The following is a 26,309-nucleotide window of genomic DNA, read 5'->3' on the forward strand; positions in this document are numbered from 1 at the left end:
TTCAACAGGGTGGATAAAGTTGCCCACATATTCAGTTGGTCAACCTGTGGATAAGGTGGGTGTGGTTGTCTGAAAGCCTTTAACTGCTTGATCTACAGGGTTTTGTACAAAAAATGTACAGAGACTTTTATAGGTAATGCCTGATGACTTCCCCACAGTTACTGTGGGTGTGCCTGTGGACAAGATGTTGGTTAAGGGCTGAAGCCCTTTGATTACATGGGTTACAGGGGTGTGATTAAAAAATGATCACAAGCATGCAATATATGGACATAAATGAGGCAGCGGGTGTGTTGTCGGCTTGAATCGGTTTGAGCTAAAAGAAGGGCTCCCGGCCCTGTGGAGTAAAGTGAATGAGCGTGTTATTTCGTCCAGGAAGGCGTGCCGATGCACGCGATATTGCGCGTCTTTTTCAGATATCGTCTGAAGGTTGCGCCGATTACATCTGGAGCCGGATTGCGCAGCCGGGTCAGCAATTACTGGACGTCGGGGCGATGCGTTATGCCCGTGAGGGCGTCCAGTTTTCGTATGAAAACTGCTTGATTGCCGAGGCCGAGGGCCAGGTGATCGGCATGATGCACAGCTTTGTGATGTGCCACGATCCAGACGCCCAGCCTGAGACCGATCCGGTGCTGGCACCTTATGCGGAAATGGAAATACCGGACACACTGTATATTTCAAGCCTGGCCCTGCATGAGGGTTGGCGAAATCGTGGATTGGGCGGCAGATTCTTGCAGCATGCCAGGCAGCGTTGCAGCGAACAGGGTGTGACTGGCTTGAGCCTGATCGACTATGCGGCCAACACCGGTGCCCGTCGATTCTATGAGCGCCATGGCTTCGGGATCGTTAAAACCTGTCAGATAACGCCCCACCCGCTGATCCGCGTGACGGGTGAGGCGTATTTGATGCATTGCCCGCTTTCTTGATCCCCTGGTGGCCCGGCGTTTACTGGGCCACTACTCCCTTGAGGTAAGCCGCTGGCGCCGCCCCCAGGTTGTTCAGCAGCCGCTCGCTGTACCAGTCGATAAAGTTCACCACGCCAAACTCGTAGGTCTTGGAGTACGGCCCCGGCTGGTAGGCAATTGAGTTGATGCCGCGCTGATTCTCTTCTGCCAGCCGGCGGTCCTGGTCGTTGGTGGCGTCCCAGACCTTGCGCATGCGCTCCACGTCGTAATCCACGCCTTCAACCGCATCCTTGTGGACCAGCCATTTGGTGCTGACTACGGTTTCCTGTGCGCTGATCGGCCACACGGTAAACACAATGATGTGATCGCCCATGCAGTGGTTCCAGGAGTGCGGTAGGTGCAGGATGCGCATTGAGCCCAGGTCCGGGTTTTTGATCCGCCCCATGAGTTTTGCACAGCCTTGCTTGCCATCCAGGGTCATCGAGACCGTGCCCTTGAGTAGCGGCATGCGCACAATACGGTTACGCAGGCCGAAGCTGGCGTGGGCATAAGGAATTTTTTCGGCGTCCCAGGCAGCGGCCGACGCGGCTACGTGATCCTTGAAGGCCTGATCGGCCCGTGGATCGGTCACGTCGTCCCATTCGAGCAGGGTCTTGAGCAACTCGGGGTGTGACGCGTTGCAGTGATAGCACTCGCGGTTGTTTTCCAGCACCAGCTTCCAGTTGGCTTTTTCCACCAGGGTGGTCTGAATCGCCACCTTGGTGTTTTCCATGTCATAAGGTTCCATATAGTGGTTCAGCGTAGCCAGGAACTCATCGATGGCCGGAGGGTTCTCGGCCAGGCTGATAAAGATGTAGCCGCCCGCGGTTTTGACGTTTACCGGCTTGAGCCCGTATTGCTTCATGTCGAAATCGGCGCCCATCTCGGTGCCGGCAAACAGCAGGCGCCCGTCCAGTTCGTAGGTCCACTGGTGGTAATGGCACACCAGCTTGGCAACCTTGCCCTTTTCGCTGGTGCACAACCGTGAGCCGCGATGGCGGCACACGTTATGAAAGGCATGCACCTGGCCTTCGGCGCCGCGAATCACGATGATCGGGTTCTTGCCTATTTGCAGGGTCAGAAAGTTGCCCTTGGCCGGTATCTCGCAAGTCATGCCTGCAATCAGCCACTCCTTCTGGAAAATCTCCTGCATGTCGATGTCGAACAGGCGCTCGTCGTTGTAAAACGGCTGCGGCAGCGAAAACGTGCGTTCGCGGTTTTGCAACATCTCGGCGGTGGCCTTGCGTGCGGGTTCCAGTGGATCGCCCAGGCTCAGGTTTGCGGTGACGTCCATCGTTGTAGTCCTCATGGCCATCGGATGTGGCCTAAAAATGGCTGATCAGGGGTGCGACGCAAGGCAAAGCAATACATGCAATGAGTGGCGCTGAGTGTGCGTTCGAAGTGCGCCGGGGCCATATCTGCGGGCGACATGGCCAAATCTGTTCCCGACGCTGAAGGTGCTGTTTTCAGGGGCTGGTCGCCATAAGCATGTGAATGTCGCGAATAGATAAATGGCCGCCTCAGGGCATGCGCAGAATCGCCAGCAAGAGGCCGGTTGTCGGCCGTGGAGAAGCGCATGTCCAATAGCTTTCTGAACCCGGTAACCACTCAGACCTGGGCCAATGGCCGACACATCGTGCGATGCGTCAAAGTGATTCAGGAAACCTGGGATGTGCGCACCTTCTGTTTTATGGCCGACCAGCCGATCCTGTTCTTTTTCAAGCCGGGGCAGTTTGTGACCCTGGAGCTGGAAATCGACGGCGACCCGGTGATGCGCTCGTACACCATCTCCAGCTCGCCTTCGGTGCCCTACAGCTTTTCGGTGACGATCAAGCGTGTACCGGGCGGGCGTGTGTCCAACTGGCTGCACGACAACCTGCAGGAAGGCCAGGAACTGGCCGTGCACGGGCCGGTGGGGCTGTTTAACGCCATCGACGCGCCGAGCCCCAAAGTGCTCTATCTGAGTGGCGGCGTCGGTATAACCCCGGTGATGTCGATGGCGCGCTGGTTCTACGACACCAACGCCAATGTCGACATGGTGTTTATCCACAGCGCCCGTTCGCCCAAAGACATCATCTACCACCGCGAGCTGGAGCATATGGCGTCGCGTATCGACAACTTCAGCTTGCACCTGATCTGCGAAAAACACGGGTTGGGCGAACCCTGGGCCGGGTATCGCGGTTATCTGAACCACAAGATGCTCGACCTGATGGCGCCCGACTTTATGGAGCGCGAGGTGTTCTGCTGCGGGCCGACGCCGTATATGAATGCGGTCAAGCGCCTGCTGGAGAACAACGGCTTTGACATGAGCCGGTATCACGAGGAGTCCTTTGGTGCGACGCCGCCCGAAGCCCGGGCCGATGCGGTGGAACAGGCCGAGCAGGCCGCTGATGCACCGGAACTGGACGTGGCGGACTTGAACCAGGTGGAATTCACGGCCTCCGGCAAGAGCATCCGCGTGGGCCCGGCCGAGACCGTGCATGCCGCGGCGGCCAAGCTGGGACTGCTGATTCCCAAAGCGTGTGGCATGGGGATTTGCGGCACCTGCAAGGTGCTCAAGCTGGGCGGCGAAGTCGAAATGGACCACAACGGCGGCATCACCGACGAAGACGTTGCCGAAGGCTATATTTTGTCGTGCTGCAGCGTGCCCAAGGGCGATGTGCGGATCGAGTTTTGACGGGCTTTCGTGGTTCCAGAACCCGTGCCGGGAACAAAGGTTGCAAACCACAGTCTTTAGGGGTCTGAAAGCAAGGTTGCCGCTAGCTTAGCCGGTGACTTTTCTTTATCGTACGCGCCCTTCGAAACTGCTTGAGAACATCACCATGATTGAGTCATCCCTTAGCAAACTGGAACAACTGGTCAGCGATCTGGTTCAGCAAAAGCAAGAGCTGCTGGACACCAACGAACAACTGAATGCCGAACTGGCTCAGGCCCGTGATGAAAACGAAAGCCTGCAACTGACCCTGATGGAACAGGAAGAGAAGCAAGGCGCGACTGCCGCCCGCATCCAGGCACTGGTTGAGCGCGCGAGCCCTGTCAGCGCATGAGCGTGGACAGAGACGGAGTAAATGTCGTCTCGATTTTGGGTAACGACTACACGATCAAAGCGCCGGAAGGGGAGCAAAAAACCCTGATGGCGGCCACGGTCATGTTGAAAACCGCCCTGGCCGAAACGAAAAGAAAGTACCCGAGCCTGATCGGGGACAAACTGCTGGTGCTGGCAGCACTGAATCTGTGTTCAAAGCAGATTGAGTTGCAACTGAGCCACAAACAGGAACTCGACCGTTATCAAGAGCAAGTCAGCGCCACGGTCGATGTGATTGAGCGAACCCTGGGGCAATCCTGACGGTTCGCAAACCAATCACCCCCTGTGGGAGCGTGCTTGCTCGCGATTCAGGCAACGCGGTTTGTCTGCACGACCGCGCTGATGCCATCGCGAGCAAGCTCGCTCCCACAGTATTGATGGTGTGTTCGCTTTAAGCTGCCATCACTTCCCGTATATCCGCAGCCAGTTCCCGCACTCGCGCTTCCTCGGTGTCCCACGAGCACATGAAGCGTGCGCCGCCTTTGCCGATGAACGTGTAGAAACGCCAGCCCCTGGCGGTCAGCGCAGCCACGGCCGGTTCCGACAGTTGCAGGAACACGCCATTGGCCTCCACCGGGAACATCAGTTCAACCCCGGGAATGTCACTCACCAGCTGGCTCAGCAACTGCGCGCAGTGGTTGGCGTGGCGCGAGTGTTTGAGCCAGGCGTCGTTTTCCAGCAGGCCGACCCAGGGTGCCGACAGAAAGCGCATTTTCGACGCCAGTTGCCCGGCCTGCTTGCAGCGATAGTCAAAATCCACTGACAAGGCGTGGTCGAAAAACAGAATCGCTTCGCCCACTGCCATGCCATTTTTGGTCCCGCCAAAGCACAGTACATCCACACCGGCTTTCCAGCTCAGCTCTGCCGGCGTGCAGCCCAGAAATGCGCAGGCATTGGAGAAACGGGCGCCGTCCATGTGCAGCAGAAGGCCCAACTCCTTGCAGGTGTCGCTGATCGCGCGGATTTCTTCAGGGCGATAGACGCTGCCGACTTCGGTGGCCTGGGTGATGGTGACCACCCGCGGTTTTGGATAGTGGATATCTTTGCGCTTGAGGGCGATTTCGCGGATCGACTCGGGGGTGATCTTGCCGTTTTCAGTGCGGGCGATCAGCAGCTTGGAGCCGTTGGAAAAAAACTCCGGTGCGCCACATTCGTCGGTTTCGACGTGCGCGGTCTCGGAGCAGATCACGCTGTGAAAGCTTTGGCACAAGGACGACAGCGCCAGGGAGTTGGCCGCTGTACCGTTGAAGGCGAAATACACTTCGCAGTCGGTTTCGAACAGCTTGCGAAAGTCGTTGGAGGCACGCAGGGTCCATTCGTCGTCGCCGTAAGAGCGCTGGTGACCGTGGTTGGCTTTTTCCATGGCAGACCAGACTTCAGGGCAGATACCGGAGTAGTTGTCGCTGGCGAATTGTTGGCTCTTATCAGTCATTTCCCGGTTCCATGGTCGAATTGTGTTGTGCACTTTATCCAAGATTCCGGCGGGTGCACAGGCACGACTTTAAGTGCGCAAATACCTTGCAAAAGAATAACCCAAAGCCCTGTAACAAAATGTGGGAGCGGGCTTGCCCGCGATGGCATCGCCCGGTTTCACCAGACAAACCTCGCCGCCAGTATCGCGAGCAAGCCCGCTCCCACAGGGTTATGGGAAACCATGTCGTAAACGCACCATTGCGTGGCGTCCATGGGCATTTGGTCTGTCTGCGCCAGCTCTACCATCTGGCTCAAAGGGCATCAGCCCCACCGAGACCAAAAGGCGCGCTGGCGCTGGGAGAACGCAATGTTCAGCAAGCAGGATCAGATCCAGGGTTACGACGATGCCTTGTTAGCGGCCATGAATGCCGAAGATCAGCGCCAGGAAGATCATATCGAGCTGATCGCCTCCGAAAACTACACCAGCCAGCGCGTGATGGAAGCTCAAGGCAGCGGCCTGACCAACAAGTACGCCGAAGGCTACCCGGGCAAGCGCTACTACGGCGGCTGCGAGCATGTGGATAAAGTCGAGCAGCTGGCAATCGACCGCGCCAAGCAATTGTTCGGCGCCGATTACGCCAACGTGCAGCCGCACTCGGGCAGCCAGGCCAACGCCGCGGTGTACCTGGCGTTGCTCAATGCCGGCGATACCGTTCTGGGCATGAGCCTGGCCCATGGCGGTCACCTGACCCACGGCGCCAGCGTGAGCTTTTCGGGCAAGCTGTACAACGCTGTGCAGTACGGTATCGACACCAGTACCGGCTTGATCGACTACGACGAAGTCGAGCGTCTGGCTGTTGAGCATCAACCAAAAATGATCATTGCCGGATTCTCGGCCTACTCAAAATTCCTCGATTTCCCACGCTTTCGTCAGATTGCGGACAAGGTCGGTGCATATCTGTTTGTCGACATGGCCCACGTTGCCGGGCTGGTCGCCGCCGGGCTTTACCCCAACCCGCTGCCGTATGCCGATGTGGTCACCACCACCACCCACAAAACCCTGCGCGGCCCCCGTGGCGGGCTGATTCTGGCCAAAGCGAACGAAGCACTGGAAAAGAAACTCAATTCGGCGGTGTTTCCGGGCGGTCAGGGCGGGCCCTTGATGCACGTGATCGCGGCCAAGGCCGTGTGCTTCAAGGAAGCGCTGGAGCCGGGTTTCAAAACCTACCAGAAACAGGTTATCGACAACGCCCAGGCCATGGCCGAGGTGTTTATCAAGCGCGGTTACGACGTGGTCTCGGGCGGCACCGACAATCATCTGTTCCTGCTCAGCCTGATCCGCCAGGGCCTGACCGGCAAAGATGCCGACGCCGCCCTTGGCCGCGCCCATATCACGGTCAACAAGAATGCCGTGCCCAACGATCCGCAATCACCCTTCGTGACCTCGGGCCTGCGCATCGGCACCCCGGCGGTGACCACTCGGGGTTTCAAGGTGGCGCAGTGCACGGAGCTGGCTGGCTGGATTTGCGACATCCTCGATCACCTCGGCGATGCCGATATCGAGGCCGATGTGGCCCGCCAGGTGACCTCGCTGTGCAAAGACTTCCCGGTTTATCGCTGAGCGCGTTTTTGGAGTAAACCCTATGCAACGGTATTCAGGCTTCGGCCTCTTCAAACACTCCCTCAGCCATCATGAAAACTGGCAGAAAATGTGGCGCACGCCGACCCCGAAAAAGGTCTATGACGTGGTCATCGTCGGCGGTGGCGGCCACGGGCTGGCGACTGCTTATTATCTGGCCAAGGAACATGGCATCACCAACGTGGCCGTGGTCGAGAAGGGCTGGCTCGGTGGCGGTAACACGGCGCGCAACACCACCATCGTGCGCTCCAACTACCTGTGGGATGAGTCGGCGCACTTGTATGAGCACGCGATGAAGCTGTGGGAAGGCCTGTCCCAGGACTTGAACTACAACGTCATGTTCTCCCAGCGCGGCGTCTACAACCTGTGCCACACCCTGCAAGACATGCGCGACTCGGAGCGCCGGGTCAGCGCCAACCGCCTCAATGGTGTGGACGGCGAGCTGCTCAACGGCAAGCAGGTGGCGGACGAAATCCCCTACCTCGACTGCTCGAAAAACACCCGCTACCCGATCATCGGCGCCACCGTGCAACGGCGTGGCGGCGTGGCCCGTCACGATGCCGTGGCCTGGGGCTTTGCCCGCGCCGCCGATGCCCTGGGCGTGGATTTGATCCAGCAAACCGAAGTGCTCGGCTTTCGCAAGGAAAACGGCGTGTGCATCGGCGTTGAAACCAGCAAGGGCTTTATTGGCGCCAAACGCGTGGGTGTGGTCACTGCCGGCAACTCGGGGCATATGGCCCGTCAGGCGGGCTTTCGCCTGCCGATCGAATCGCACCCGCTGCAAGCACTGGTGTCGGAGCCGATCAAGCCGATTATCGACAGCGTGATCATGTCCAACGCCGTTCACGGCTACATCAGCCAATCCGACAAGGGCGACCTGGTGATCGGTGCCGGTATCGACGGTTGGGTCGGCTACGGTCAGCGCGGGTCGTACCCGGTGATCGAACACACCATCCAGGCGATTGTGGAGATGTTCCCGGTGTTGTCCCGGGTGCGCATGAACCGCCAATGGGGCGGCATCGTCGATACCACGCCCGACGCCTGCCCGATCATCTCGAAAACCCCGGTGCCGAACTTGTTCTTCAACTGCGGCTGGGGTACCGGCGGCTTCAAGGCTACGCCGGGTTCGGGCAACGTGTTTGCCGCCAGCCTGGCCAAAGGTGAAATGCACCCGCTGGCCGCCCCGTTTTCCATTGACCGGTTCCACACCGGTGCCCTGATCGACGAACACGGCGCCGCCGCTGTCGCCCACTAACAGAGGAATTACCCATGTTGCATATCTTCTGTCCTCATTGCGGCGAGCTTCGCTCCGAAGAAGAATTTCACGCCAGCGGCCAGGCGCACATCCCGCGTCCGCTTGACCCCGGCAGTTGCACCGACGCCGAGTGGGGCGACTACATGTTCTTTCGCGACAACCCCCGCGGCCTGCACCACGAACTGTGGAACCACGTCGCCGGTTGCCGGCAGTTCTTCAATGCCACGCGTAACACCGTGACCTATGAAATTCTTGAAACCTACCTGATCGGCAGCAAACCGCAGTTCACTGAACAGACGGCGCCATCGGCCACCACGGCCACCCGCGAGCTGGGAGAAAAAGTATGAGCCAGACCCATCGCTTGCCCAATGGCGGCCGCGTTGACCGCACCAAAGTGCTGAGCTTTACCTTCAACGGTCAGCAATATAAAGGCTACGAAGGCGACAGCCTGGCGGCCGCATTGTTGGCCAACGGTGTTGACGTGATCGGTCGCAGTTTCAAATATTCCCGGCCCCGGGGCATCTACGCCGCCGGTGCCGAAGAACCCAACGCAGTGCTGCAGATCGGCGCCACCGAAGCCACGCAAATCCCCAACGTGCGTGCCACCCAGCAGGCGTTGTACCAAGGGTTGGTCGCCACCAGCACCAACGGCTGGCCCAACGTCAATAACGACGTGATGGGTATCCTCGGCAAGGTCGGCGGCAAGCTGATGCCGCCGGGCTTTTACTACAAAACCTTTATGTACCCGCAGTCGTTCTGGATGACCTACGAGAAGTACATCCGTAAGGCGGCTGGTCTTGGCCGTTCGCCGACCCAGAATGATCCTGATACCTACGACTATATGAACCACCACTGCGATGTGCTGATCGTCGGTGCTGGCCCTGCGGGGTTGGCAGCGGCACTGGCAGCGGGCCGCAGCGGTGCGCGGGTGATCATCGCCGACGAACAGGAAGAGTTCGGCGGCAGCCTGCTCGACAGCCGCGAAAGCCTGGACGGTAAATCGGCCATGGAATGGGTGGCCAAGGTTATTGCTGAACTCAAGACGCTGCCAGACGTGATCCTGTTGCCCCGGGCGACGGTGAACGGCTATCACGACCACAACTTTCTGACCATTCACGAACGTCTCACCGACCACCTCGGCGATCGCGCCCCGATCGGTCAGGTACGCCAGCGTATCCATCGGGTCCGGGCCAAGCGCGTGGTGCTGGCTACTGGCGCCTGCGAGCGGCCATTGGTGTATGGCAACAATGACGTGCCGGGCAATATGCTTGCCGGTGCCGTGTCTACCTACGTACGCCGTTACGGCGTTGCGCCGGGTAAAAAGCTGGTGCTCAGTACCAACAACGACCATGCCTACCGTGTGGCGCTGGACTGGCTCGACGCCGGCCAGCAAGTGGTGGCCGTCGCCGATGCGCGCAGCAACCCCCGTGGTTCGCTGGTCGAAGAGGCACGGGCCAAGGGCATTCGCATTCTTACTGGTAGCGCAGTGATCGAGGCGCGTGGCAGCAAGCATGTGACCGGTGCACGGGTGGCGGCGATTGACGTCAAGGCGCTGAGCGTCGCCAGCCCCGGCGAGTGGCTGGAGTGCGATCTGCTGGCCACTTCGGGTGGTTACAGCCCGGTGGTGCATTTGGCCTCGCACCTGGGCGGCAAGCCGACCTGGCGTGAAGATATCCTCGGTTTCGTCCCCGGCGAAGCCCCGCAAAAGCGCGTGTGTGTAGGGGGTATCAACGGTGTCTACCCGCTGGGTGACAGCCTGGCCGATGGTTTTGAAGGCGGTGTGCGTGCCGCTTGCGAAGCAGGTTTCAAGGCTGTGGAAGGGGTGTTGCCCAAAGCCCTGAACCAGCTTCAGGAGCCAACCCTGGCGCTGTTCCATGTGCCTCATGAAAAGGGCACGGCGCGTGCGCCCAAGCAATTTGTCGACCTGCAAAACGACGTCACTGCTGCGGCCATCGAACTGGCAACCCGCGAGGGGTTCGAGTCGGTGGAGCACGTCAAGCGCTACACCGCACTGGGTTTCGGTACCGATCAGGGCAAACTGGGCAACGTCAACGGCCTGGCGATTGCCGCCCGCTCGCTGAACGTGACCATCCCGCAGATGGGCACCACCATGTTCCGCCCCAACTACACGCCGGTGACGTTTGGCGCGGTAGCGGGCCGCCATTGCGGGCATATCTTCGAGCCGGTGCGCTACACCGCGCTGCAAGCCTGGCATGTGAAGCAGGGCGCTGAATTTGAAGACGTCGGCCAGTGGAAACGCCCTTGGTACTTCCCGCGTAACGGCGAAGATATGCATGCGGCGGTCAAGCGCGAGTGCCAGGCTGTACGTGACAGTGTCGGTATTCTCGATGCCTCGACCCTGGGCAAAATCGACATTCAGGGCCCGGATGCGCGCGAATTCCTTAACCGCATCTACACCAACGCCTGGACCAAGCTCGACGTCGGCAAGGCCCGCTACGGCCTGATGTGCAAAGAAGACGGCATGGTCTTCGACGACGGCGTGACGGCCTGTCTGGCCGATAACCATTTTGTGATGACCACCACCACTGGCGGCGCGGCCCGCGTGTTGCAGTGGCTGGAAATCTATCAACAGACCGAATGGCCAGAGCTGAAGGTGTACTTCACTTCGGTCACCGACCACTACGCAACCCTGACCTTGTCCGGCCCCAACAGCCGCAAGTTGCTGAGCGAAGTGACCGACATTGATCTGGACCGCGAGGCGTTCCCGTTCATGACCTGGAAAGAAGGCCTGGTGGGTGGTGTGCCGGCACGGGTGTTTCGCATCTCGTTTACCGGTGAGCTGTCTTATGAGGTCAATATCCAGGCCGATTACGCCATGGGCGTGCTGGAAAAAATCGTCGGAGCGGGCAAGCAGTACAACCTCACCCCCTACGGCACCGAGACCATGCACGTGTTGCGGGCCGAGAAGGGCTTCATCATTGTTGGCCAGGACACTGACGGTTCCATGACCCCCGACGATCTCAACATGGGCTGGTGTGTGGGCCGCACCAAACCCTTCTCGTGGATCGGCTGGCGCGGCATGAACCGTGAAGACTGCGTGCGTGAACAACGCAAGCAACTGGTGGGCCTCAAGCCTCTAAACCCGACCCAGTGGCTGCCCGAGGGTGCGCAACTGGTGTTCGACGCCAAGCAGGCGATCCCGATGACCATGGTCGGCCACGTGACCTCCAGCTATGCGCACAACTCGCTGGGGTATTCGTTTGCCATGGGCGTGGTCAAGGGTGGCTTGAAGCGCATCGGCGAACGGGTGTTTTCGCCCCAGGCGGACGGCAGCGTGATCGAGGCGGAAATTGTGTCTTCGGTGTTCTTCGACCCGAAAGGCGAACGGCAGAATATTTGAGCCAAGCTGTGGGAGCGAGCCTGCTCGCGAAGGCAGTCAATCAACACAATATTGCTAACGGGTGATCCATGACCACAGCCAACGTATACCAACAGCGTCCGGACTCGGGCGCCAAAGCCGAGTCATCGCTGCACCATGCCAACCTGGCCGGTCTGATCGCCAAGGGCCGCAAAAACCCCGGCGTGACCGTACGCGAGAAAAAACTGCTGGGTCACCTGACTCTGCGCGGTGACGCCAAAGACCCGGCTTTTGCCGAAGGTGTGCACAAGGCCCTGGGCCTGGAACTGCCCGTGGCCCTGAGCCTGGTGGCCAACGCTGAGACCTCGCTGCAATGGATGGGGCCTGATGAATGGCTGCTGATTGTGCCCGGCGGCCAGGAATTTGCCGTGGAACAAGCGCTGCGGGCGGCGCTGGCGGGGCTGCATATTTCGGTGGTCAACGTCAGTGGCGGGCAACAGCTGCTGGAACTGAGCGGGCCGAAGGTGCGCGAGGTGCTGATGAAGTCCACCAGCTATGACGTACACCCGGACAACTTCCCGGTGGGCAAGGCGGTGGGCACGGTGTTCGCCAAATCGCAGCTGGTGATCCGCCACACGGCTGAAGACACCTGGGAACTGCTGATTCGCCGCAGCTTTTCGGATTACTGGTGGTTATGGTTGCAGGATGCGGCGGCTGAATACGGGTTGAGCGTCGAAGCCTGAGTCACGGCGGGCCCTCACCCCAACCCTCTCCCGGAGGGAGAGGGGGCTGATTGTCGGTGTTCTTGAACGCGCGTGCGGTCAGTGCCCTCTCCCTCCGGGAGAGGGCCCGGGGGAGGTGCTCTTTGCTTTTCACCTAAAAACAACAAGGAACTCCCCATGAGCCGCGCCCCCGACACCTGGATCCTCACCGCCGACTGCCCGAGCCTGCTGGGCACAGTGGACGCGGTTACCCGCTATCTGTTCGAACATCGCTGCTACGTCACCGAACACCACTCCTTCGATGACCAGCGCTCGGCGCGGTTTTTTATCCGTGTCGAATTCCGTCAGCCCGACGGTTTCGATGAACACGAATTTCGCGCAGGCCTGGCCGAACGGGGCCAGGCCTTTGGCATGACGTTCGAACTGACGCCGCCACACCATCGGCCCAAAGTGCTGATTATGGTGTCCAAGGCTGACCACTGCCTCAACGACCTGCTCTATCGCCAGCGTATCGGTCAGTTGTCAATGGACGTCGTGGCCGTGGTCTCCAATCACCCCGATCTGGCGCCTCTGGCGCAGTGGCACGGTATTCCCTATCACCACTTCGCCCTCGACCCGGCCAACAAGCCCGCGCAGGAGGCCAAGGTTTGGCAGGTGATCGAAGACACTGGCGCCGAGCTGGTGATCCTCGCCCGCTATATGCAAGTGCTGTCCCCCGAGCTGTGCCGCAAGCTCGATGGCAAGGCGATCAATATTCACCACTCCCTGCTGCCCGGCTTCAAGGGCGCCAAGCCTTATCACCAGGCCTATGAAAAGGGCGTCAAGCTGGTGGGCGCCACCGCGCACTACATCAATAACGACCTCGACGAAGGGCCGATCATTGCCCAGGGTGTCGAGGTGGTAGATCACAGCCACTACCCCGAAGACCTGATCGCCAAGGGCCGCGATATCGAAGCGCAAACCCTGGCCCGAGGTGTGGGGTATCACATTGAACGGCGCGTTTTCCTAAATGGAGGTCGTACGGTGGTGCTTTGAGCCCGCGCCACCTTCTAAGCTGCAAGCAGCAAGTTAATCCCTCCAATAACAACAAGGGTGAATACGATGGCTGACAATCGCGGTGTGGTGTACCTGGGCAACGGCCAGGTTGAAGTGCAAAGCATTCCTTTCCCCAAGATGCAGAACCCCCAGGGCAAGCCCATTCACCACGGGGTGATCCTGCGGGTGGTGTCGACCAATATCTGCGGCTCGGACCAGCATATGGTGCGTGGCCGCACCACGGCGCAAACCGGGCTGGTGCTGGGGCATGAAATTACCGGCGAGGTGATTGAAGCCGGGCGTGATGTGGAGCACCTGAAAGTCGGCGACCTGGTGTCGGTGCCGTTCAACGTGGCGTGCGGCCGCTGCCGCAGCTGTAAGGAGCAGAACACGGGCGTGTGTCTGACCGTCAACCCGGCCCGTCCCGGCGGCGCATATGGTTACGTGGACATGGGCGACTGGGTTGGCGGTCAGGCTGAATATGTATTGGTACCTTACGCCGATTTCAACCTGCTCAAGCTGCCCAATCGCGATGCAGCGATGGAAAAGATTCGTGACCTCACCTGCCTCTCCGACATCCTGCCCACCGGCTATCACGGCGCAGTCACTGCTGGTGTTGGCCCTGGCAGTACGGTGTATATCGCCGGCGCAGGACCTGTGGGCCTGGCAGCTGCGGCCTCCGCGCGCTTGCTGGGTGCGGCGGTGGTGATTGTCGGTGACGTTAACCCGATTCGTCTGGCCCACGCCAAGGCGCAGGGTTTTGAAATTGCCGATCTGTCCAAGGACACGCCGTTGCACGAACAAATCGCCGAGTTGTTGGGCGAGCCGGAAGTGGATTGCGCCGTGGATGCGGTCGGTTTTGAAGCGCGCGGCCACGGCCATGACGGAGTCAAGCATGAAGCGCCGGCCACGGTGCTCAACTCGCTGATGGGCGTGGTGCGGGTGGCAGGCAAGATCGGTATTCCGGGCCTGTACGTGACGGAAGATCCGGGCGCGGTGGATGCGGCTGCGAAGAAGGGCAGCCTGAGCATCCGTTTCGGGTTGGGCTGGGCTAAATCCCACAGCTTCCACACCGGGCAGACCCCGGTGATGAAATACAACCGCCAGCTGATGCAGGCGATCATGTGGGACCGGATCAAGATTGCCGACATTGTCGGCGTTGAGGTGATCGGCCTGGACGATGCGCCACGGGGCTACGGCGAGTTCGATGCCGGTGTGCCGAAGAAGTTTGTGATCGACCCGCACCGGATGTTCAGCAAGGGTTAAACCATGCTTCGCCCGTAGTCGCTGCCGAGGAACGAAGGCTGCGAGCTTTTGACTATCAAGAGCTCGCAGCCTTCGTTCCTCGGCAGCGACTACGGGTTTTACAGTGCCGCCAACGGTCCCTGATACAGCACGGGGCCGGTTGGTTGCCCGGTTGGTGAGCCGCCCTGGGGTTCAAGGCTGACCGCCAGCACCACCGGAATCCTGATCAATTGCTGCTGGCTTTGGCTGAGTACGATCCGCCCATCGCCATCGCGGGGGATCAGCCCCAAGGACACCGGTTTGCCTTCGACCGGTATCGCCCACAACTCCAGGCTGCGGCCTGTATCCACAGCCGCCAGTTCCAGTGGCCGCACCTTCAGATAGTCAGCGTGCGCCTCGATACGCAGGGCGGGCTGCGCCGTGCCGCTGAGCAAGGTGGCCTTGTACTGAACGTTGTCGCGGTTATACAGCAGGCCTACGCTCAGGGCGATCAGCAGTGAACCGGCAAGTGCACTCAAGCGCAGCCAGTTCCAGAACGCACGCTTTGCCGGCACATGCAGGGTTTGCGGTTCGATGCGCGCCACGATCGCCTGCCATACGTGACCGGGAACAGGTTGCTCGATCAGGGGCTCGGTCAGCAGGTTAAGGTGTTCCAGCCAGCGGGCCAGTTCGGCGCGCAGAAGCGCATCGCCTTGCAGCAGGTGCTCAAAGCGTCTGCGGGCCCTGGGCGGCATTAGCCCGATGGCGTAATCGGCAGCCAGCGCACGGCGCAGCTCGGGGGTTTGATAGTTCATGATTCGAGGCACCTGCGCAGTCGCTCCATACCCCGGCGGATCCAGGACTTGACCGACCCCAGCGGCGCGGCCAATTGCTGCGCCAGTTCGCTGGCGCTCAGGCCATGAAAATAAGCGATGGTGATGCTCTGGCGCTGCATGCCCTCCAGACCTTCCAGGCATTGGTTGAGGGCGCGTGCTTCACGGGCGCTGTCCAGTTGTTCCAGGGCGCTGGGGCTTTGATCGGCCACGGCGTCCTGCTGCAGGTCACTCAATGGCAATTCGCGGTGCTTGCGCAACTGGTCGATGGCCTGGTTGCGGGTGATGGTGATCATCCAGGTCAGCGGTGCCGACAAATGGGCTTCGTAACGCGAGGCGTTGTGCCAGATACGCACAAAACTTTCCTGCACCACTTCCTCTGCCAGATCACTGCGCCCCATGCAGCGCAAAGCCACGCTGTACAAGCGCGGGGCCACACTGCGATAGAGGGTTTCGAAGGCGCGCCGATTACCCAGTGAACATTGGGCCAGGAGCTTTTCAAGGTAATCGGTATTGGCGGTTAAAATAGCTGTTCTCCCCTCAAAAAAAGCCAGGACTTCAGACCAGTTGTCGGTTGAGGGTAGTTCAGGGTGTGGGGTTGTTCCAATCATGTGAGTCACCTCGCTGCTCTGTATACGCAGGCAAGGGCTCAGCGGATGCACCTGTTTTCAATTAAGATCGCAGGCCGTCTGATCCGATAGTGGCACTTGGGAACATCTGTCCGGTTTTTGGGTCTTACCCATAGTTTTACCGCTCCATGGCGGGCGGTTTTTTGGTTCTAGAGGTTGAAGCGATGAAAAAGTTGAGCGGCGTGGCACTGGCAACATTGATGACCGTGGCAGCGAGCCCGGTGTTTGCAGGTTTTAGCCTGAGCGACGTGGCCAACGTGGCTGCGCAAGTGCAGGGTGGCAACGGTAACGGCGCAACCACGGACAAATCGGCACAAGCCGTGCAAATGCTGACCAAGGTCAACGAGCTGGGCGTCAAGCCTGAGCAGGCGGCGGGCGGTATTGGCGCGATGTTGAGCCTTGCGAAAAACCAGCTGACCTCCAGCGACTACTCCGAACTGACCAAGCAAGTGCCAGGCGTGAACAAGCTGGCAGGCGCCGGTGCCCTGGGCCAACTGAGCCAGTTGGGCGGCTTGCTGGGCAAGTCCAGCGGCGTTTCCGAGACCGCAACCAGCGCTGTGAGCAACGTGGCCAACACTGACCAGCTCAACAGCGCCTTTACTGCGCTGGGCATGCAGGACGGCATGGTTGCCAAGTTTGCCCCGGTATTGCTGGACTACTTCAAAGGCCAGAACGTCAGCACTTCGCTGCTGAGCAAACTGAGCAGCGCCTGGGGCGTTTAAAGGCTAGCCGCGCTCGGCACGCAAAGTGCTGATGCGCTGGTCTTTCAGGGTCCAGAGCTGGTTGACCCAGCCCTGGACCTGTTCACGGAACACCGGGTCGTTTTCGTAATCCCCCTGCCACAATGCCGGATCCAGTTCGCGGGTCTGTATATCGACAATCACCTTGGGCACCTGCCCGCTGATCAACTGCCAAAAGCCCGGAATCTTTGCCTGTGGATAAACCACGGTCACGTCGAGCACGGCATCCAGCTGTTCGCCCATCGCCGCCAGCACAAACGCTACGCCGCCTGCCTTGGGCTTGAGCAGCCAGGTATAGGGTGAGTGTTGCTGCGCGTGTTTGGCCGGGGTGAAACGCGTGCCTTCGAGGTAATTGACGATCGTCACCGGTTGGCGCTTGAACAGTTCGCAGGCGGCCCGGGTGATCTTCAGGTCTTCACCTTTGAGCTGCGGGTGTTTGGCCAGAAAGGCCTTGGAATAACGCTTCATGAAGGGGTAGTCGAGGGCCCACCAGGCCAGGCCCAGAAAGGGCACCCAGATCAGTTCTTTTTTCAGGAAGAATTTGAAGAACGGCGTGCGTCGGTTCAGGCCCTGCATCAGGGCGGGGATATCGACCCACGACTGGTGATTGCTGATCACCAGATACGAGGTATCGCGGCTCAGGCCTTCGGCGCCGCGAATGTCCCATTGGGTGGGCAGGCACAGGGCAAAAATGCGTTTGTCGATTTCGGACCAGGTTTCGGCGATCCACATCACCGCCCGCGAATTGTAGTCGCGCAGGCGCCCCGACGATGCCAGTTTGAGCAAGGCAAACAGCATCAACGGCCCGAACAGGATCAGGGTGTTGCACAGCAATAACAGGGTGACCAGACAGCCGGTGAGCAGGCGGCGCATAAGCAACTCTTGAACGTTTAAGGACGGGTCATGATAAGCAGACTGGCGTAGAACGCCAAATCCATGGACCTTGTGGGAGCGAGCCTGCTCGCGATAGCCTCAACGCGGTGAAGCAGACTCATCAGGTCGCCAGTATCGCGAGCAGGCTCGCTCCCACACACCCAGTGTGAACCTACTGTGGCTAAGTGGTCTAACTCTTACTTTTTCAAAGGAAATGCCTGCATGAAGTCTGTTCTTGCGTTGCTGTCTGTATTGGCGCTGCCGGTAATGGCCGCCGAGCCGACCCTTTACGGGCGTTACGAGTACATCAAATTGCCGGAAATCGGCGAGACCCTTAAAGCCAAGATGGACACGGGTGCCTTGACCGCGTCGCTGTCGGCCAAAAATATCCAGACCTTTACCCGTGACGGTGAAGAGTGGGTACGCTTCCAGCTGGCCACCGAAGGCGCAAGCAGCAAAGTGTATGAACATAAGGTGGCGCGCATCAGCAAAATCAAAAGCCGCGCCGATGAAGATGAAGACCGGGACACGCCCGAAAGCGCCAAGCGCCCGGTGGTGGATCTGGAAATGTGCCTGGGTAACGTCAAGCGCACCGTGGAGGTCAACCTTACCGATCGGAGCAGCTTCAACTACCCGCTGTTGATCGGCGCCAAGGCGCTGCGCGAGTTTGGTGCGGCGGTGAATCCGGCCCGTCGTTATACGGCTGACAAGCCGGATTGCTGAGTCACCCCCGGCCCTCACCCCAGCCCTCTCCCGGAGGGAGAGGGGGCCGATCTTCAGCGTACTCAAAATCCGCGTCACCCCCGAACAAGCCCCCTCTCCCTATGGGAGAGGGCTGGGGTGAGGGGCTTTCAGGCTTTCAGGTTAACTGGACCAAGGCGCCTTGCGTGAGTTGTTCAGAGTGGTGAGATAGCTGTCGCCACCCAACTGGCTCATTTGCTGACGAATCCAGCCGGCGCGGCGGCTGACATAGGTGCTGGGGTGGCTGGCACTCCAGTTCAGCGGGCTGGGCAGCACGGCCGCCAGATAACTGGCCTGCTGGCGCGAAAGGTTTTTGGCGCTCACGCCAAAGTGATGCTGTGCTGCGGCTTCGGCGCCGAACACGCCTTCATCCCACTCCGCGCTATTGAGGTACACCTCCAGAATCCGCTGTTTGGGCCACAACACTTCAATCAACGCGGTAAACCAGGCTTCCAGACCTTTGCGCAGCCAACTGCGGCCCGACCACAAAAACAGGTTCTTCGACACTTGCTGGCTCAGCGTACTGGCGCCGCGCACTGTGCCGCCTTGCTCGTTGTGGATCAGCGCAGCCCTGATCGCCCCGAAGTCAAAACCCCAGTGCTCGGGGAATTTCTGATCTTCACCCGCCATGACCGCAACTTTCAGTTCGTCGGATATTTCATCCCACGGCCGCCAGCTGCGTTGCAGGTCAATCGGCTGGCCATCAAGCCACGACTCGACCTTGCGCTCGACCATCAGTGCCGTGCCGGGGGGTGGCACCCAGCGAAAAATCAGCACCAGCAATGCGCTGCCCACTGCGAACCAGAGCAGGGCTTTAAGAAAGCGATGAACAAGAAAACGCAGCATGGATGACTTGGCCGAACCCGTTGAGCGGGCCATTATACAGACACTGCGCTATTCCATGATCCCGACTGGAGTTACCCCATGCTGCGCGTTTTTTTGATGCTGGCCGCGTTCTTCGGCTTTACCGGTGTTGCACTGGGCGCTTTCGCCGCCCATGGCCTGAAAGGTCGTTTGACAGAGCAGTATCTGGCTATTTTTCATACAGGCGTGACCTATCAGCTCGTGCATACCCTGGCCCTGTTCGGCGTGGCCCTGCTGGCCACCCACCTTCCCGGGCGCCTGGTGACCTGGGCCGGCGTCTGTTTCGCTCTGGGGATTGTGCTGTTCAGCGGCAGCCTGTACGTACTGACCATGACCGGCATCAGCAAGCTGGGGATCATCACGCCCTTCGGTGGCCTGGCGTTTTTGGCCGGCTGGCTGTGCCTGGGGCTCGCCGCCTGGCGCCTGAGCTGAGCTTGCAAGATGAATGGCTTGGGTCGACCTGACTGATCGGGCTAGAATGCTGGCCCCTTAAAATGAAGGCAGCGTCGCGCATGCTCATTCAGTTGAACGGTGAATCCTTTGAACTACCGGACGGCGAGACCGTCGCCGACCTTTTGGCCCGTCAGGAACTGACCGGCCGTCGGGTCGCGGTCGAGCTGAACCTGGACATTGTCCCGCGCAGCCAGCATGCCGAGACGGTACTCAAAGCAGGTGATCAGGTCGAAGTGGTGCACGCCATCGGTGGCGGCTAAGTACTGCCTTACGCGTCACGCTCACCCCGCAGTGCACATAATTAAAGAGGATTCCCGATGAGCAACGTTCGCAACGACAAGCCTTTTACCCTGGCTGGCCGTACTTATCAGTCGCGCCTGCTGGTGGGCACCGGCAAGTACCGTGACCTTGAAGAAACCCGCCTGGCCATCGAAGCCTCGGGTGCTGAAATCGTCACCGTTGCCGTGCGTCGTACCAACATCGGTCAGAATCCTGGCGAGCCTAACCTGCTCGACGTACTGCCGCCGGATCGCTACACCATCCTGCCGAACACCGCCGGTTGCTACGACGCAGTCGAAGCCGTGCGTACTTGCCGCCTGGCCCGTGAGCTGCTCGACGGCCACAAGTTGGTCAAGCTGGAAGTGCTGGCCGATCAGAAAACCCTGTTCCCCAACGTCATCGAGACCCTCAAGGCCGCCGAGATCCTGGTCAAGGACGGTTTCGACGTGATGGTGTACACCAGTGATGACCCGATCATTGCCCGCGAACTCGAGGCGATGGGCTGTATTGCCGTGATGCCGCTGGCCGGTCTGATCGGTACCGGTTTGGGGATCTGCAACCCCTACAACCTGCGCATCATCCTTGAAGAAGCAAAAATTCCGGTGCTGGTCGATGCGGGCGTGGGCACTGCCTCCGACGCGACCATCGCCATGGAAATGGGCTGCGAGGCGGTGCTGATGAACTCGGCCATCGCCAATGCCCAGCATCCGATCATCATGGCTGAAGCCATGAAACACGCCATTGTGGCGGGCCGTCTGGCGTATCTGGCCGGGCGCATGCCGAAAAAACTCTATGCCAGCGCCTCTTCGCCGCTGGATGGTCTGATCAAGTAAGAGCCACTGATGACTGAATCACTAGACACCCCAATCCCGGAAGAAGGCGAAGATCGCCAACACCGTCGCATCAAGAGTTTTGTGATGCGCGCCGGGCGCATGACCGAAGGCCAGCAACGCGGCCTCGATCAAGGCACGCCGCTGTATGTACTGCCACTGGCTGACGCGCCTGTCGATTTCGACCAGGTGTTCGGTCGCTCAGCGCCGCGCACCCTGGAAATCGGTTTTGGCATGGGCCATTCACTGCTGGAAATGGCAGCGGCTTCGCCTGAACAGGACTTTATCGGCGTAGAGGTACACCGCCCGGGTGTGGGCGCGCTGCTCAATGGCGTGCTGACTCAAGGCCTGACCAACCTGCGGGTTTACGATTGCGATGCGATCGAAGTACTGACCCGTTGCGTGGCAGACAACAGCCTTGATCGCCTGCTGCTGTTCTTCCCGGACCCTTGGCACAAGAGCCGTCACCACAAGCGCCGGATCGTGCAAGCGTCCTTCGCGGAACTGGTGCGCTCCAAGCTCAAGGTCGGCGGCGTGTTGCACATGGCTACCGATTGGGAACCCTATGCTGAATACATGCTGGAAGTGATGAACGTCGCGCCGGGTTATCGCAACCTGGCTGAAGACGGCAAGTGCGTGCCACGTCCGCCTGAGCGCCCGGTGACCAAGTTCGAACGCCGCGGCGAACGACTGGGCCATGGCGTGTGGGATTTGAAGTTCGAAAAACTGGCGTAAACGGTTTTTCTATACCGGCCTCAGTTCTGGGGCCGGTTCAGCATGGCATTTGTAGCAGCTGCCGAAGGCTGCGTTCGAGCGCGAAGCGGTCGTAAATCCTGAATGCGCAGTCTTCCTGAAAAAATGCATTATCTGGTTTTACGACGGCTTCGCCGCCGATCGCAGCCTCGTGCCTCGGCAGCGACTACAGTCAGTTACGTCTACCCCCGTCGATCCGCCACCACCCCGATCAACACCAGCACCACCAACAGTACAGGCGCCAGGCTGTAGTTGTTGAACTGGCTCAACCCGCGTTCGACCCACGGCGTGGCGTAGATCAGCGCCGCACCGCTGCCGATCAGGCAAAGCAGGGCCATGAGCGGCACACGCAGGGCGCCGGCAATGCTGCCCAGGCGCTGTTCGACCCAGCCCTTGAAGTCGGCACCGAACAGCACCAGCACACAGCCAATCAAGGCCAGGGCAATCTCCGAGAGGTGGCTGCGGCTCCAGCGCGATACGGTGGCAAGCAGGTCAAGTACCAAGTCCATTCGAGTTCCTTAGGTCAAAAAGTGCTGCAACAAGTCGTTGAGAAACAGCTGGCCTCGGGCGGTTGCCGCCAGGCGTGACGGTTCGACCTGCAATAAGCCACTTTGTTCGGCTGCTTTGCGTCCAATGCTCAAGCTGTCCAGTGCCAGCCCGGTGCGCTGAGGGTAGAGCGCCGAATCAACGCCGTCGGTCAGGCGCAAGGCGTTCATTAGAAACTCAAAAGGTAGCTCTTCAGCTGTCAGGGTTTTCTCGCCTGCTTGAAAGTTTTTCGCCGGATTCAGGTAGTCCTTAGGCAGGCGAGTTTTCCAGGTGCGCACGATGCGACCATCAGGATGGCTCAGTTTGCCGTGGGCGCCAGCGCCAATACCGATAAAGTCGCCAAAGCTCCAGTAGTTGAGGTTATGCCGCGCCGGGCGGCCAGGCTGGGCATAGGCAGACACTTCATACTGGGCGTAGCCATGTTCGGCGAGCAGCGCCTGGCCGGCTTCCTGAATGTCCCACAGGGTGTCGTCTTCAGGCAGTACCGGCGGCTGGTTCCAGAACACCGTATTGGGCTCCAGTGTCAGCTGATACCACGACAGGTGGGTCGGCTTGAGCGCGATGGCCTGGCGCAGGTCGCTCAGGGCGTCGTCGAGGGACTGATCGGGCAGGCCGTGCATCAGGTCCAGGTTGAAGTTGTCAAAACCTGCCTGTCGCGCCATGCCGGCCGCGCGCACCGCTTCGTCACCGTTGTGGATGCGGCCCAGGGCCTGCAGTTTTTCCTGCTGGAAGCTCTGGATGCCGATCGACAGGCGGTTGATCCCCAGCTTGCGGTAAGCCACGAATTTTTCCTGCTCGAAAGTGCCCGGGTTGGCTTCCAGGGTGATTTCGATATCGTGGGCAAACGGGATACGTGCTTCAACACCCTTGAGCAGACGGCCCAATGCTTGCGCACTGAACAGGCTTGGCGTGCCGCCACCGAAGAAAATCGAACTCAGCTCGCGGCCATAAACCGCGTGCAGGTCCTGATCGAGATCGGCCAGCAACGCGTCGACGTACTCTTCTTCGGGCAGCACCGGGCTGGCGGTGTGGGAGTTGAAGTCGCAATACGGGCATTTGCGCACGCACCACGGAATATGGATATACAGCGACAGGGGTGGCAATTGGCTCAGCGGCGCGCGTGGCGCCTGCTGGGTAAAGCCAGCCGCGCCCAGATAGAGCGGCTGTGGAGGTGTGTCGTGGGTCATTTCAGGCCCAAACGCTGACGCAGCAGAACCATGGCACGAGCACGATGGCTCAGCTGGTTTTTCTCCGACGGGCTCAGTTCGGCACTGGAGCAGTTGCGCTCAGGTACCCAGAACAGCGGGTCATAGCCAAAACCGTGCTCGCCACTGGCGGCAGGCAGGATACGCCCGTGCCACAGGCCTTCACAGATGATCGGCAGCGGGTCGTCGGCGTGGCGCACCAGTGCCAGCACGCAGACAAACTGTGCGCCGCGCTCGGCCTCGGGCACGTCCTTGAGGGCATCGAGCAGTTTGGCGTTGTTCGCCGCATCGCCTTGGCCATCGGCGTAGCGCGCCGAGTAGATACCCGGAGCGCCGCCGAGAAAGTCCACGGCCAGCCCCGAGTCGTCGGCCAGTGCCGGCAAGCCCGAGATACGTGCCGCATTGCGGGCTTTAAGAATTGCGTTCTCAACAAACGACAAGCCGGTTTCTTCCGGCTCGACGCTGCTGAATTCTCCAATCGAGCGCAACTGCACCGACTCGCCGAGCATGGCCTGAAGTTCTTTGAGTTTGCCGGCGTTGTGGCTAGCCAGTACCAGTTGCGTAAGGTTCATCATTCGATTGGAGCGACCATTTGAGAAAATTGGATGGTTTCAGAGGTGGCGCCGCCGGCTTTCACATCTACCTTGAAGGTGAAGGTCTGCGGACCGGCCACCGGGAACTGGGCCAGATAATTGATTTCGCCGTTCTTGCCCACCTGACGGAAGGTCAGTGGCGTTGGCTTGGCATCGCCGGTCTGCACCGTGCCTTGAACGTTGGCGGCAATGTTCTTGCCGCCCTTGTTCAGGGTGATGTTGAGCACCCCATTGGTTTTGCTGCGGGTGACCTCAAATTCGTTGGCGATGTCCGGCGTCAGGAAAGTCGACGGGAACGCGTTGTAATACACCGTTGTATCGCCAAACGTCTGCTGACGCTGGGCAGATGTGCCGTCACCGGCAAAGGCCTGCATGCCAAAACACATCGAAAGCAGTAGTAATCCAATACGACCCATTGTCACTCTCCTTGAACTTGCTGGTTTAGACCGCGACCTGATGATCCTGAAGGCCGGGACTGCTGACACGATAAATGCCAATCTCGCCCAACAGGTTAGGCCATATCTTGCTCGCCCACCCGTGTCGGTGTTGTTGATCTACGGCAAGGCGGTTGATCACTTGTGCTTCGCGCTCGCGGCAAAGCGCTTCGAAGTCTTCGAAAGTACAGAAGTGAATGTTCGGCGTGTTGTACCAGGTGTACGGCAGAAATTCGGAAACCGGCATCCGCCCCTTGCTGGCCAGGTACCAGCGGCAGCGCCAGTGACCGAAGTTGGGGAAGGTGATGATGCACTGGCGACCGACGCGCAACATTTCGTCGAGAATCCGGTCGGGGTAATGCACGGCCTGCAGCGCCTGGGTCATGACCACGATGTCGAAGCTGTTGCTGGCAAAATTGCCCAGGCCCTTGTCCAGGTCCTGCTCGATCACGTTGATGCCCTTGGCGACGCACTCGGCGATGTTGTCCGGGTCGTTTTCCAGGCCATAGCCGGTGACTTGCTTGTTGTCGCGTAGCCAGCTCAGCAGTTCGCCATCACCACAACCGAGGTCGAGCACGCGGCTGCCGGCGGGGATCCAGTCTTGGATGATTTCCAGGTCGGCTCTCATGGCGTTCTCACAGTTCTATGCGGTTCATGTAGTTGCTGAAGGCTTGCAGGTAACGCGGGATCGGGATCAGGAAGGCGTCATGGCCTTGCGGAGCATCGATTTCCAGGTAGCAGACGTCTTTTTTTGCCGCCATCAGTGCATCCACCAGCTCCCGCGAACGGGCCGGCGAGAAGCGCCAGTCGGTGGTGAACGACATCACGCAGAAGCGCGCCTTGGCCCCGGCGAAGGTTTTGGCCAGATCGTCATCGAAGTTGGCTGCCGGGTCGAAGTAGTCCAGCGCCTTGGTCATCAGCAGGTAAGTGTTGGCATCGAAGCGCCCGGAGAACTCTTCACCCTGATAACGCAGGTAGCTCTCGACCTGGAACTCGACGCTATGGAAGTCGTAGTTGAGGTTTTCGTTCTTCAGGCCACGGCCGAATTTTTCACCCATCGAGTCATCGGACAGGTAGGTGATGTGCCCGACCATGCGCGCCAGCATCAGGCCGCGCTTGGGAATCACGCCTTTTTCCTGGAACGAACCACCGTGGAACTCGGGGTCGGTGAGGATGGCCTGACGGGCAACTTCGTTGAACGCGATGTTTTGCGCGGACAGCTTGGGCGCCGAGGCAATCGCCAGGCAATGGCGCAGGCGATCCGGGTAGCTGATGCTCCACTGCAACGCCTGCATGCCACCCAGGCTGCCGCCGATTACCGCAGCCCACTGGTTGATGCCCAGGCGGTCAGCCAGGCGTGCCTGGCTGTGAACCCAGTCTTCAACGGTCAGTACCGGGAAGTCGGCGCCAAACGGGCGACCGGTTTGCGGGTTGAGGCTGCTTGGCCCGGTGGAGCCGTTGCAACCGCCCAGGTTGTTGAGGCTGACGACGAAGAACTTGTTGGTGTCGATGGGCTTGCCGGGGCCGATGCAGCTGTCCCACCAGCCGGGCTTGCGATCGTCGGCGCTGTGATAACCCGCCGCGTGATGATGCCCTGACAGCGCGTGACAGATGAGCACGGCATTGCTGGCCGTGGCATTGAGCTGGCCGTAGGTTTCGTAAATCAGTTCATAGGCAGGCAGTGAGCGACCGCAGGCTAACGCGAGGGGCTCGTTGAAGTGCGCCGTTTGCGGCACGACAAGACCAACGGAATCGGGGGGAAAGGCAGCTGGCATCGACCCTGCTCTCATTTAAATGAGGCGTAAGTCTAATGAGCGGGGGGCGCAGCAGCAAGCAATGGTCTGGGCTGATTTTATGACCTGACCCAAACCTGTAGTCGCTGCCGCAGGCTGCGAAGGGGATC

At 59.8% G+C, this 26,309-nt stretch carries 29 protein-coding genes; 17 read left to right on the top strand and 12 right to left on the bottom strand.

The genetic code is table 11. The annotated features are described in order from the left end of the window. Positions 1-350: 350 nt before the first annotated feature. On the top strand, positions 351-923 hold the full coding sequence (locus tag CJU81_RS07840; protein ID WP_095036158.1) for a GNAT family N-acetyltransferase: 573 nt from the start codon (positions 351-353) through the stop codon (positions 921-923). A 19-nt stretch (positions 924-942) separates the two neighbouring features. Here CJU81_RS07840 and gbcA read toward each other — a convergent pair whose 3' ends face one another. Next, complete coding sequence (gene gbcA, locus CJU81_RS07845; protein WP_095036159.1) at positions 943-2,235, bottom strand: glycine-betaine demethylase subunit GbcA; 1,293 nt, start codon at positions 2,233-2,235, stop codon at positions 943-945. A 282-nt stretch (positions 2,236-2,517) separates the two neighbouring features. On the opposite strand from gbcA, the gene gbcB reads away from it, so the two are divergent. The 3 genes from gbcB to CJU81_RS07860 all read left to right on the top strand — a co-directional run bounded on the left by gbcB (position 2,518) and on the right by CJU81_RS07860 (position 4,287). Continuing rightward, positions 2,518-3,618: a glycine-betaine demethylase subunit GbcB gene (gene gbcB, locus CJU81_RS07850; protein WP_095036160.1), complete on the top strand. Its 1,101-nt coding sequence runs from the start codon at positions 2,518-2,520 to the stop codon at positions 3,616-3,618. A gap of 145 nt (positions 3,619-3,763) precedes the next feature. After that, entirely contained in the window at positions 3,764-3,988 is a 225-nt protein-coding gene (locus CJU81_RS07855; RefSeq protein ID WP_095036161.1) for a hypothetical protein, read from the top strand. Then, positions 3,985-4,287: a cell division protein ZapA gene (locus CJU81_RS07860; RefSeq protein WP_095027526.1), complete on the top strand. Its 303-nt coding sequence runs from the start codon at positions 3,985-3,987 to the stop codon at positions 4,285-4,287. The genes CJU81_RS07855 and CJU81_RS07860 overlap by 4 nt, the downstream gene beginning before the upstream one ends. A gap of 130 nt (positions 4,288-4,417) precedes the next feature. Here the strand turns inward: CJU81_RS07860 and CJU81_RS07865 are convergent, their stop codons facing one another. Continuing rightward, entirely contained in the window at positions 4,418-5,458 is a 1,041-nt protein-coding gene (locus tag CJU81_RS07865; protein WP_095036162.1) for a threonine aldolase family protein, read from the bottom strand. Between the two features lie 348 nt (positions 5,459-5,806). Here CJU81_RS07865 and glyA point away from each other — a divergent pair, with 348 nt between their 5' ends. The 7 genes from glyA (at position 5,807) to fdhA (ending at position 14,675) form a co-directional block, all read left to right on the top strand. Next, a complete protein-coding gene (gene glyA, locus CJU81_RS07870; protein ID WP_095036163.1) occupies positions 5,807-7,060 on the top strand; it encodes a serine hydroxymethyltransferase in 1,254 nt (417 codons plus the stop codon). 22 nt (positions 7,061-7,082) lie between these two features. Continuing rightward, positions 7,083-8,333: a sarcosine oxidase subunit beta family protein gene (locus CJU81_RS07875; protein WP_016782563.1), complete on the top strand. Its 1,251-nt coding sequence runs from the start codon at positions 7,083-7,085 to the stop codon at positions 8,331-8,333. 14 nt (positions 8,334-8,347) lie between these two features. Then, positions 8,348-8,680, top strand: coding sequence for a sarcosine oxidase subunit delta (locus CJU81_RS07880; RefSeq protein WP_095036164.1), 333 nt, complete (start codon positions 8,348-8,350; stop codon positions 8,678-8,680). Further along, complete coding sequence (locus tag CJU81_RS07885) at positions 8,677-11,694, top strand: sarcosine oxidase subunit alpha (RefSeq protein ID WP_095036165.1); 3,018 nt, start codon at positions 8,677-8,679, stop codon at positions 11,692-11,694. Before CJU81_RS07880 ends, CJU81_RS07885 begins: the two co-directional genes overlap by 4 nt. A gap of 68 nt (positions 11,695-11,762) precedes the next feature. Next, positions 11,763-12,395 (top strand): sarcosine oxidase subunit gamma, encoded by a 633-nt coding sequence (locus CJU81_RS07890; protein WP_095036166.1) that lies wholly within the window; start codon positions 11,763-11,765, stop codon positions 12,393-12,395. A gap of 156 nt (positions 12,396-12,551) precedes the next feature. After that, positions 12,552-13,409, top strand: coding sequence for a formyltetrahydrofolate deformylase (gene purU, locus CJU81_RS07895; protein ID WP_095036167.1), 858 nt, complete (start codon positions 12,552-12,554; stop codon positions 13,407-13,409). Between the two features lie 66 nt (positions 13,410-13,475). Continuing rightward, positions 13,476-14,675 (top strand): formaldehyde dehydrogenase, glutathione-independent, encoded by a 1,200-nt coding sequence (gene fdhA, locus CJU81_RS07900; RefSeq protein WP_095036168.1) that lies wholly within the window; start codon positions 13,476-13,478, stop codon positions 14,673-14,675. A gap of 98 nt (positions 14,676-14,773) precedes the next feature. On the opposite strand, the gene CJU81_RS07905 is transcribed toward fdhA, so the two are convergent. Together CJU81_RS07905 and CJU81_RS07910 are read right to left on the bottom strand one after the other, a co-directional pair. Beyond that, on the bottom strand, positions 14,774-15,448 hold the full coding sequence (locus CJU81_RS07905) for an anti-sigma factor (protein WP_095036169.1): 675 nt from the start codon (positions 15,446-15,448) through the stop codon (positions 14,774-14,776). Beyond that, the gene (locus CJU81_RS07910; RefSeq protein ID WP_254924821.1) at positions 15,445-16,077 is read right to left on the bottom strand and encodes a sigma-70 family RNA polymerase sigma factor; all 633 of its coding nucleotides are present in this window, start codon (positions 16,075-16,077) and stop codon (positions 15,445-15,447) included. Before CJU81_RS07910 ends, CJU81_RS07905 begins: the two co-directional genes overlap by 4 nt. A gap of 182 nt (positions 16,078-16,259) precedes the next feature. On the opposite strand from CJU81_RS07910, the gene CJU81_RS07915 reads away from it, so the two are divergent. Continuing rightward, positions 16,260-16,817, top strand: a complete 558-nt coding sequence (locus CJU81_RS07915) for a DUF2780 domain-containing protein (protein WP_095036170.1) — start codon at positions 16,260-16,262, stop codon at positions 16,815-16,817. A 3-nt stretch (positions 16,818-16,820) separates the two neighbouring features. Here CJU81_RS07915 and CJU81_RS07920 read toward each other — a convergent pair whose 3' ends face one another. Next, positions 16,821-17,708 (bottom strand): acyltransferase, encoded by an 888-nt coding sequence (locus CJU81_RS07920; protein ID WP_095036171.1) that lies wholly within the window; start codon positions 17,706-17,708, stop codon positions 16,821-16,823. 222 nt (positions 17,709-17,930) lie between these two features. Between CJU81_RS07920 and rloA2 the strand changes: the two genes are divergently transcribed. Further along, the gene (rloA2, locus tag CJU81_RS07925; protein ID WP_095027515.1) at positions 17,931-18,431 is read left to right on the top strand and encodes a retropepsin-like aspartic peptidase RloA2; all 501 of its coding nucleotides are present in this window, start codon (positions 17,931-17,933) and stop codon (positions 18,429-18,431) included. A 141-nt stretch (positions 18,432-18,572) separates the two neighbouring features. Here the strand turns inward: rloA2 and mtgA are convergent, their stop codons facing one another. Continuing rightward, a complete protein-coding gene (gene mtgA / locus CJU81_RS07930) occupies positions 18,573-19,328 on the bottom strand; it encodes a monofunctional biosynthetic peptidoglycan transglycosylase (protein WP_441007408.1) in 756 nt (251 codons plus the stop codon). Between the two features lie 45 nt (positions 19,329-19,373). Here mtgA and CJU81_RS07935 point away from each other — a divergent pair, with 45 nt between their 5' ends. The 4 genes from CJU81_RS07935 to trmB all read left to right on the top strand — a co-directional run bounded on the left by CJU81_RS07935 (position 19,374) and on the right by trmB (position 21,610). Further along, positions 19,374-19,745: a DUF423 domain-containing protein gene (locus tag CJU81_RS07935; RefSeq protein WP_095027514.1), complete on the top strand. Its 372-nt coding sequence runs from the start codon at positions 19,374-19,376 to the stop codon at positions 19,743-19,745. 80 nt (positions 19,746-19,825) lie between these two features. Next, positions 19,826-20,026 carry a sulfur carrier protein ThiS gene (thiS, locus tag CJU81_RS07940; RefSeq protein WP_016782550.1) on the top strand — a complete coding sequence of 67 codons (201 nt, stop codon included), beginning with the start codon at positions 19,826-19,828 and terminating at the stop codon, positions 20,024-20,026. Positions 20,027-20,083: 57 nt separating this feature from the next. After that, positions 20,084-20,878 (top strand): thiazole synthase, encoded by a 795-nt coding sequence (locus CJU81_RS07945; protein ID WP_086795669.1) that lies wholly within the window; start codon positions 20,084-20,086, stop codon positions 20,876-20,878. Between the two features lie 9 nt (positions 20,879-20,887). Next, positions 20,888-21,610: a tRNA (guanosine(46)-N7)-methyltransferase TrmB gene (gene trmB / locus CJU81_RS07950; RefSeq protein WP_016782548.1), complete on the top strand. Its 723-nt coding sequence runs from the start codon at positions 20,888-20,890 to the stop codon at positions 21,608-21,610. 200 nt (positions 21,611-21,810) lie between these two features. Here the strand turns inward: trmB and CJU81_RS07955 are convergent, their stop codons facing one another. From CJU81_RS07955 to metX, 6 genes are read right to left on the bottom strand one after another with little or no spacing between them, the layout of a single operon-like run. Then, entirely contained in the window at positions 21,811-22,137 is a 327-nt protein-coding gene (locus CJU81_RS07955) for a DUF3392 domain-containing protein (protein WP_046810379.1), read from the bottom strand. A gap of 9 nt (positions 22,138-22,146) precedes the next feature. Beyond that, a complete protein-coding gene (gene hemW / locus CJU81_RS07960) occupies positions 22,147-23,361 on the bottom strand; it encodes a radical SAM family heme chaperone HemW (RefSeq protein WP_095036172.1) in 1,215 nt (404 codons plus the stop codon). Beyond that, a complete protein-coding gene (gene rdgB, locus CJU81_RS07965; RefSeq protein WP_095036173.1) occupies positions 23,358-23,954 on the bottom strand; it encodes an RdgB/HAM1 family non-canonical purine NTP pyrophosphatase in 597 nt (198 codons plus the stop codon). The genes hemW and rdgB overlap by 4 nt, the downstream gene beginning before the upstream one ends. Further along, positions 23,951-24,388: a DUF4426 domain-containing protein gene (locus CJU81_RS07970; RefSeq protein ID WP_095036174.1), complete on the bottom strand. Its 438-nt coding sequence runs from the start codon at positions 24,386-24,388 to the stop codon at positions 23,951-23,953. The genes rdgB and CJU81_RS07970 overlap by 4 nt, the downstream gene beginning before the upstream one ends. Positions 24,389-24,413: 25 nt before the next feature. Next, a complete protein-coding gene (gene metW, locus CJU81_RS07975) occupies positions 24,414-25,034 on the bottom strand; it encodes a methionine biosynthesis protein MetW (RefSeq protein ID WP_016782543.1) in 621 nt (206 codons plus the stop codon). Between the two features lie 7 nt (positions 25,035-25,041). Next, positions 25,042-26,181 carry a homoserine O-succinyltransferase MetX gene (gene metX, locus CJU81_RS07980; RefSeq protein WP_016782542.1) on the bottom strand — a complete coding sequence of 380 codons (1,140 nt, stop codon included), beginning with the start codon at positions 26,179-26,181 and terminating at the stop codon, positions 25,042-25,044. Positions 26,182-26,309: the final 128 nt, after the last annotated feature.

Source organism: Pseudomonas fragi (genome assembly GCF_002269505.1).
GTDB lineage: Bacteria > Pseudomonadota > Gammaproteobacteria > Pseudomonadales > Pseudomonadaceae > Aquipseudomonas > Aquipseudomonas fragi_D.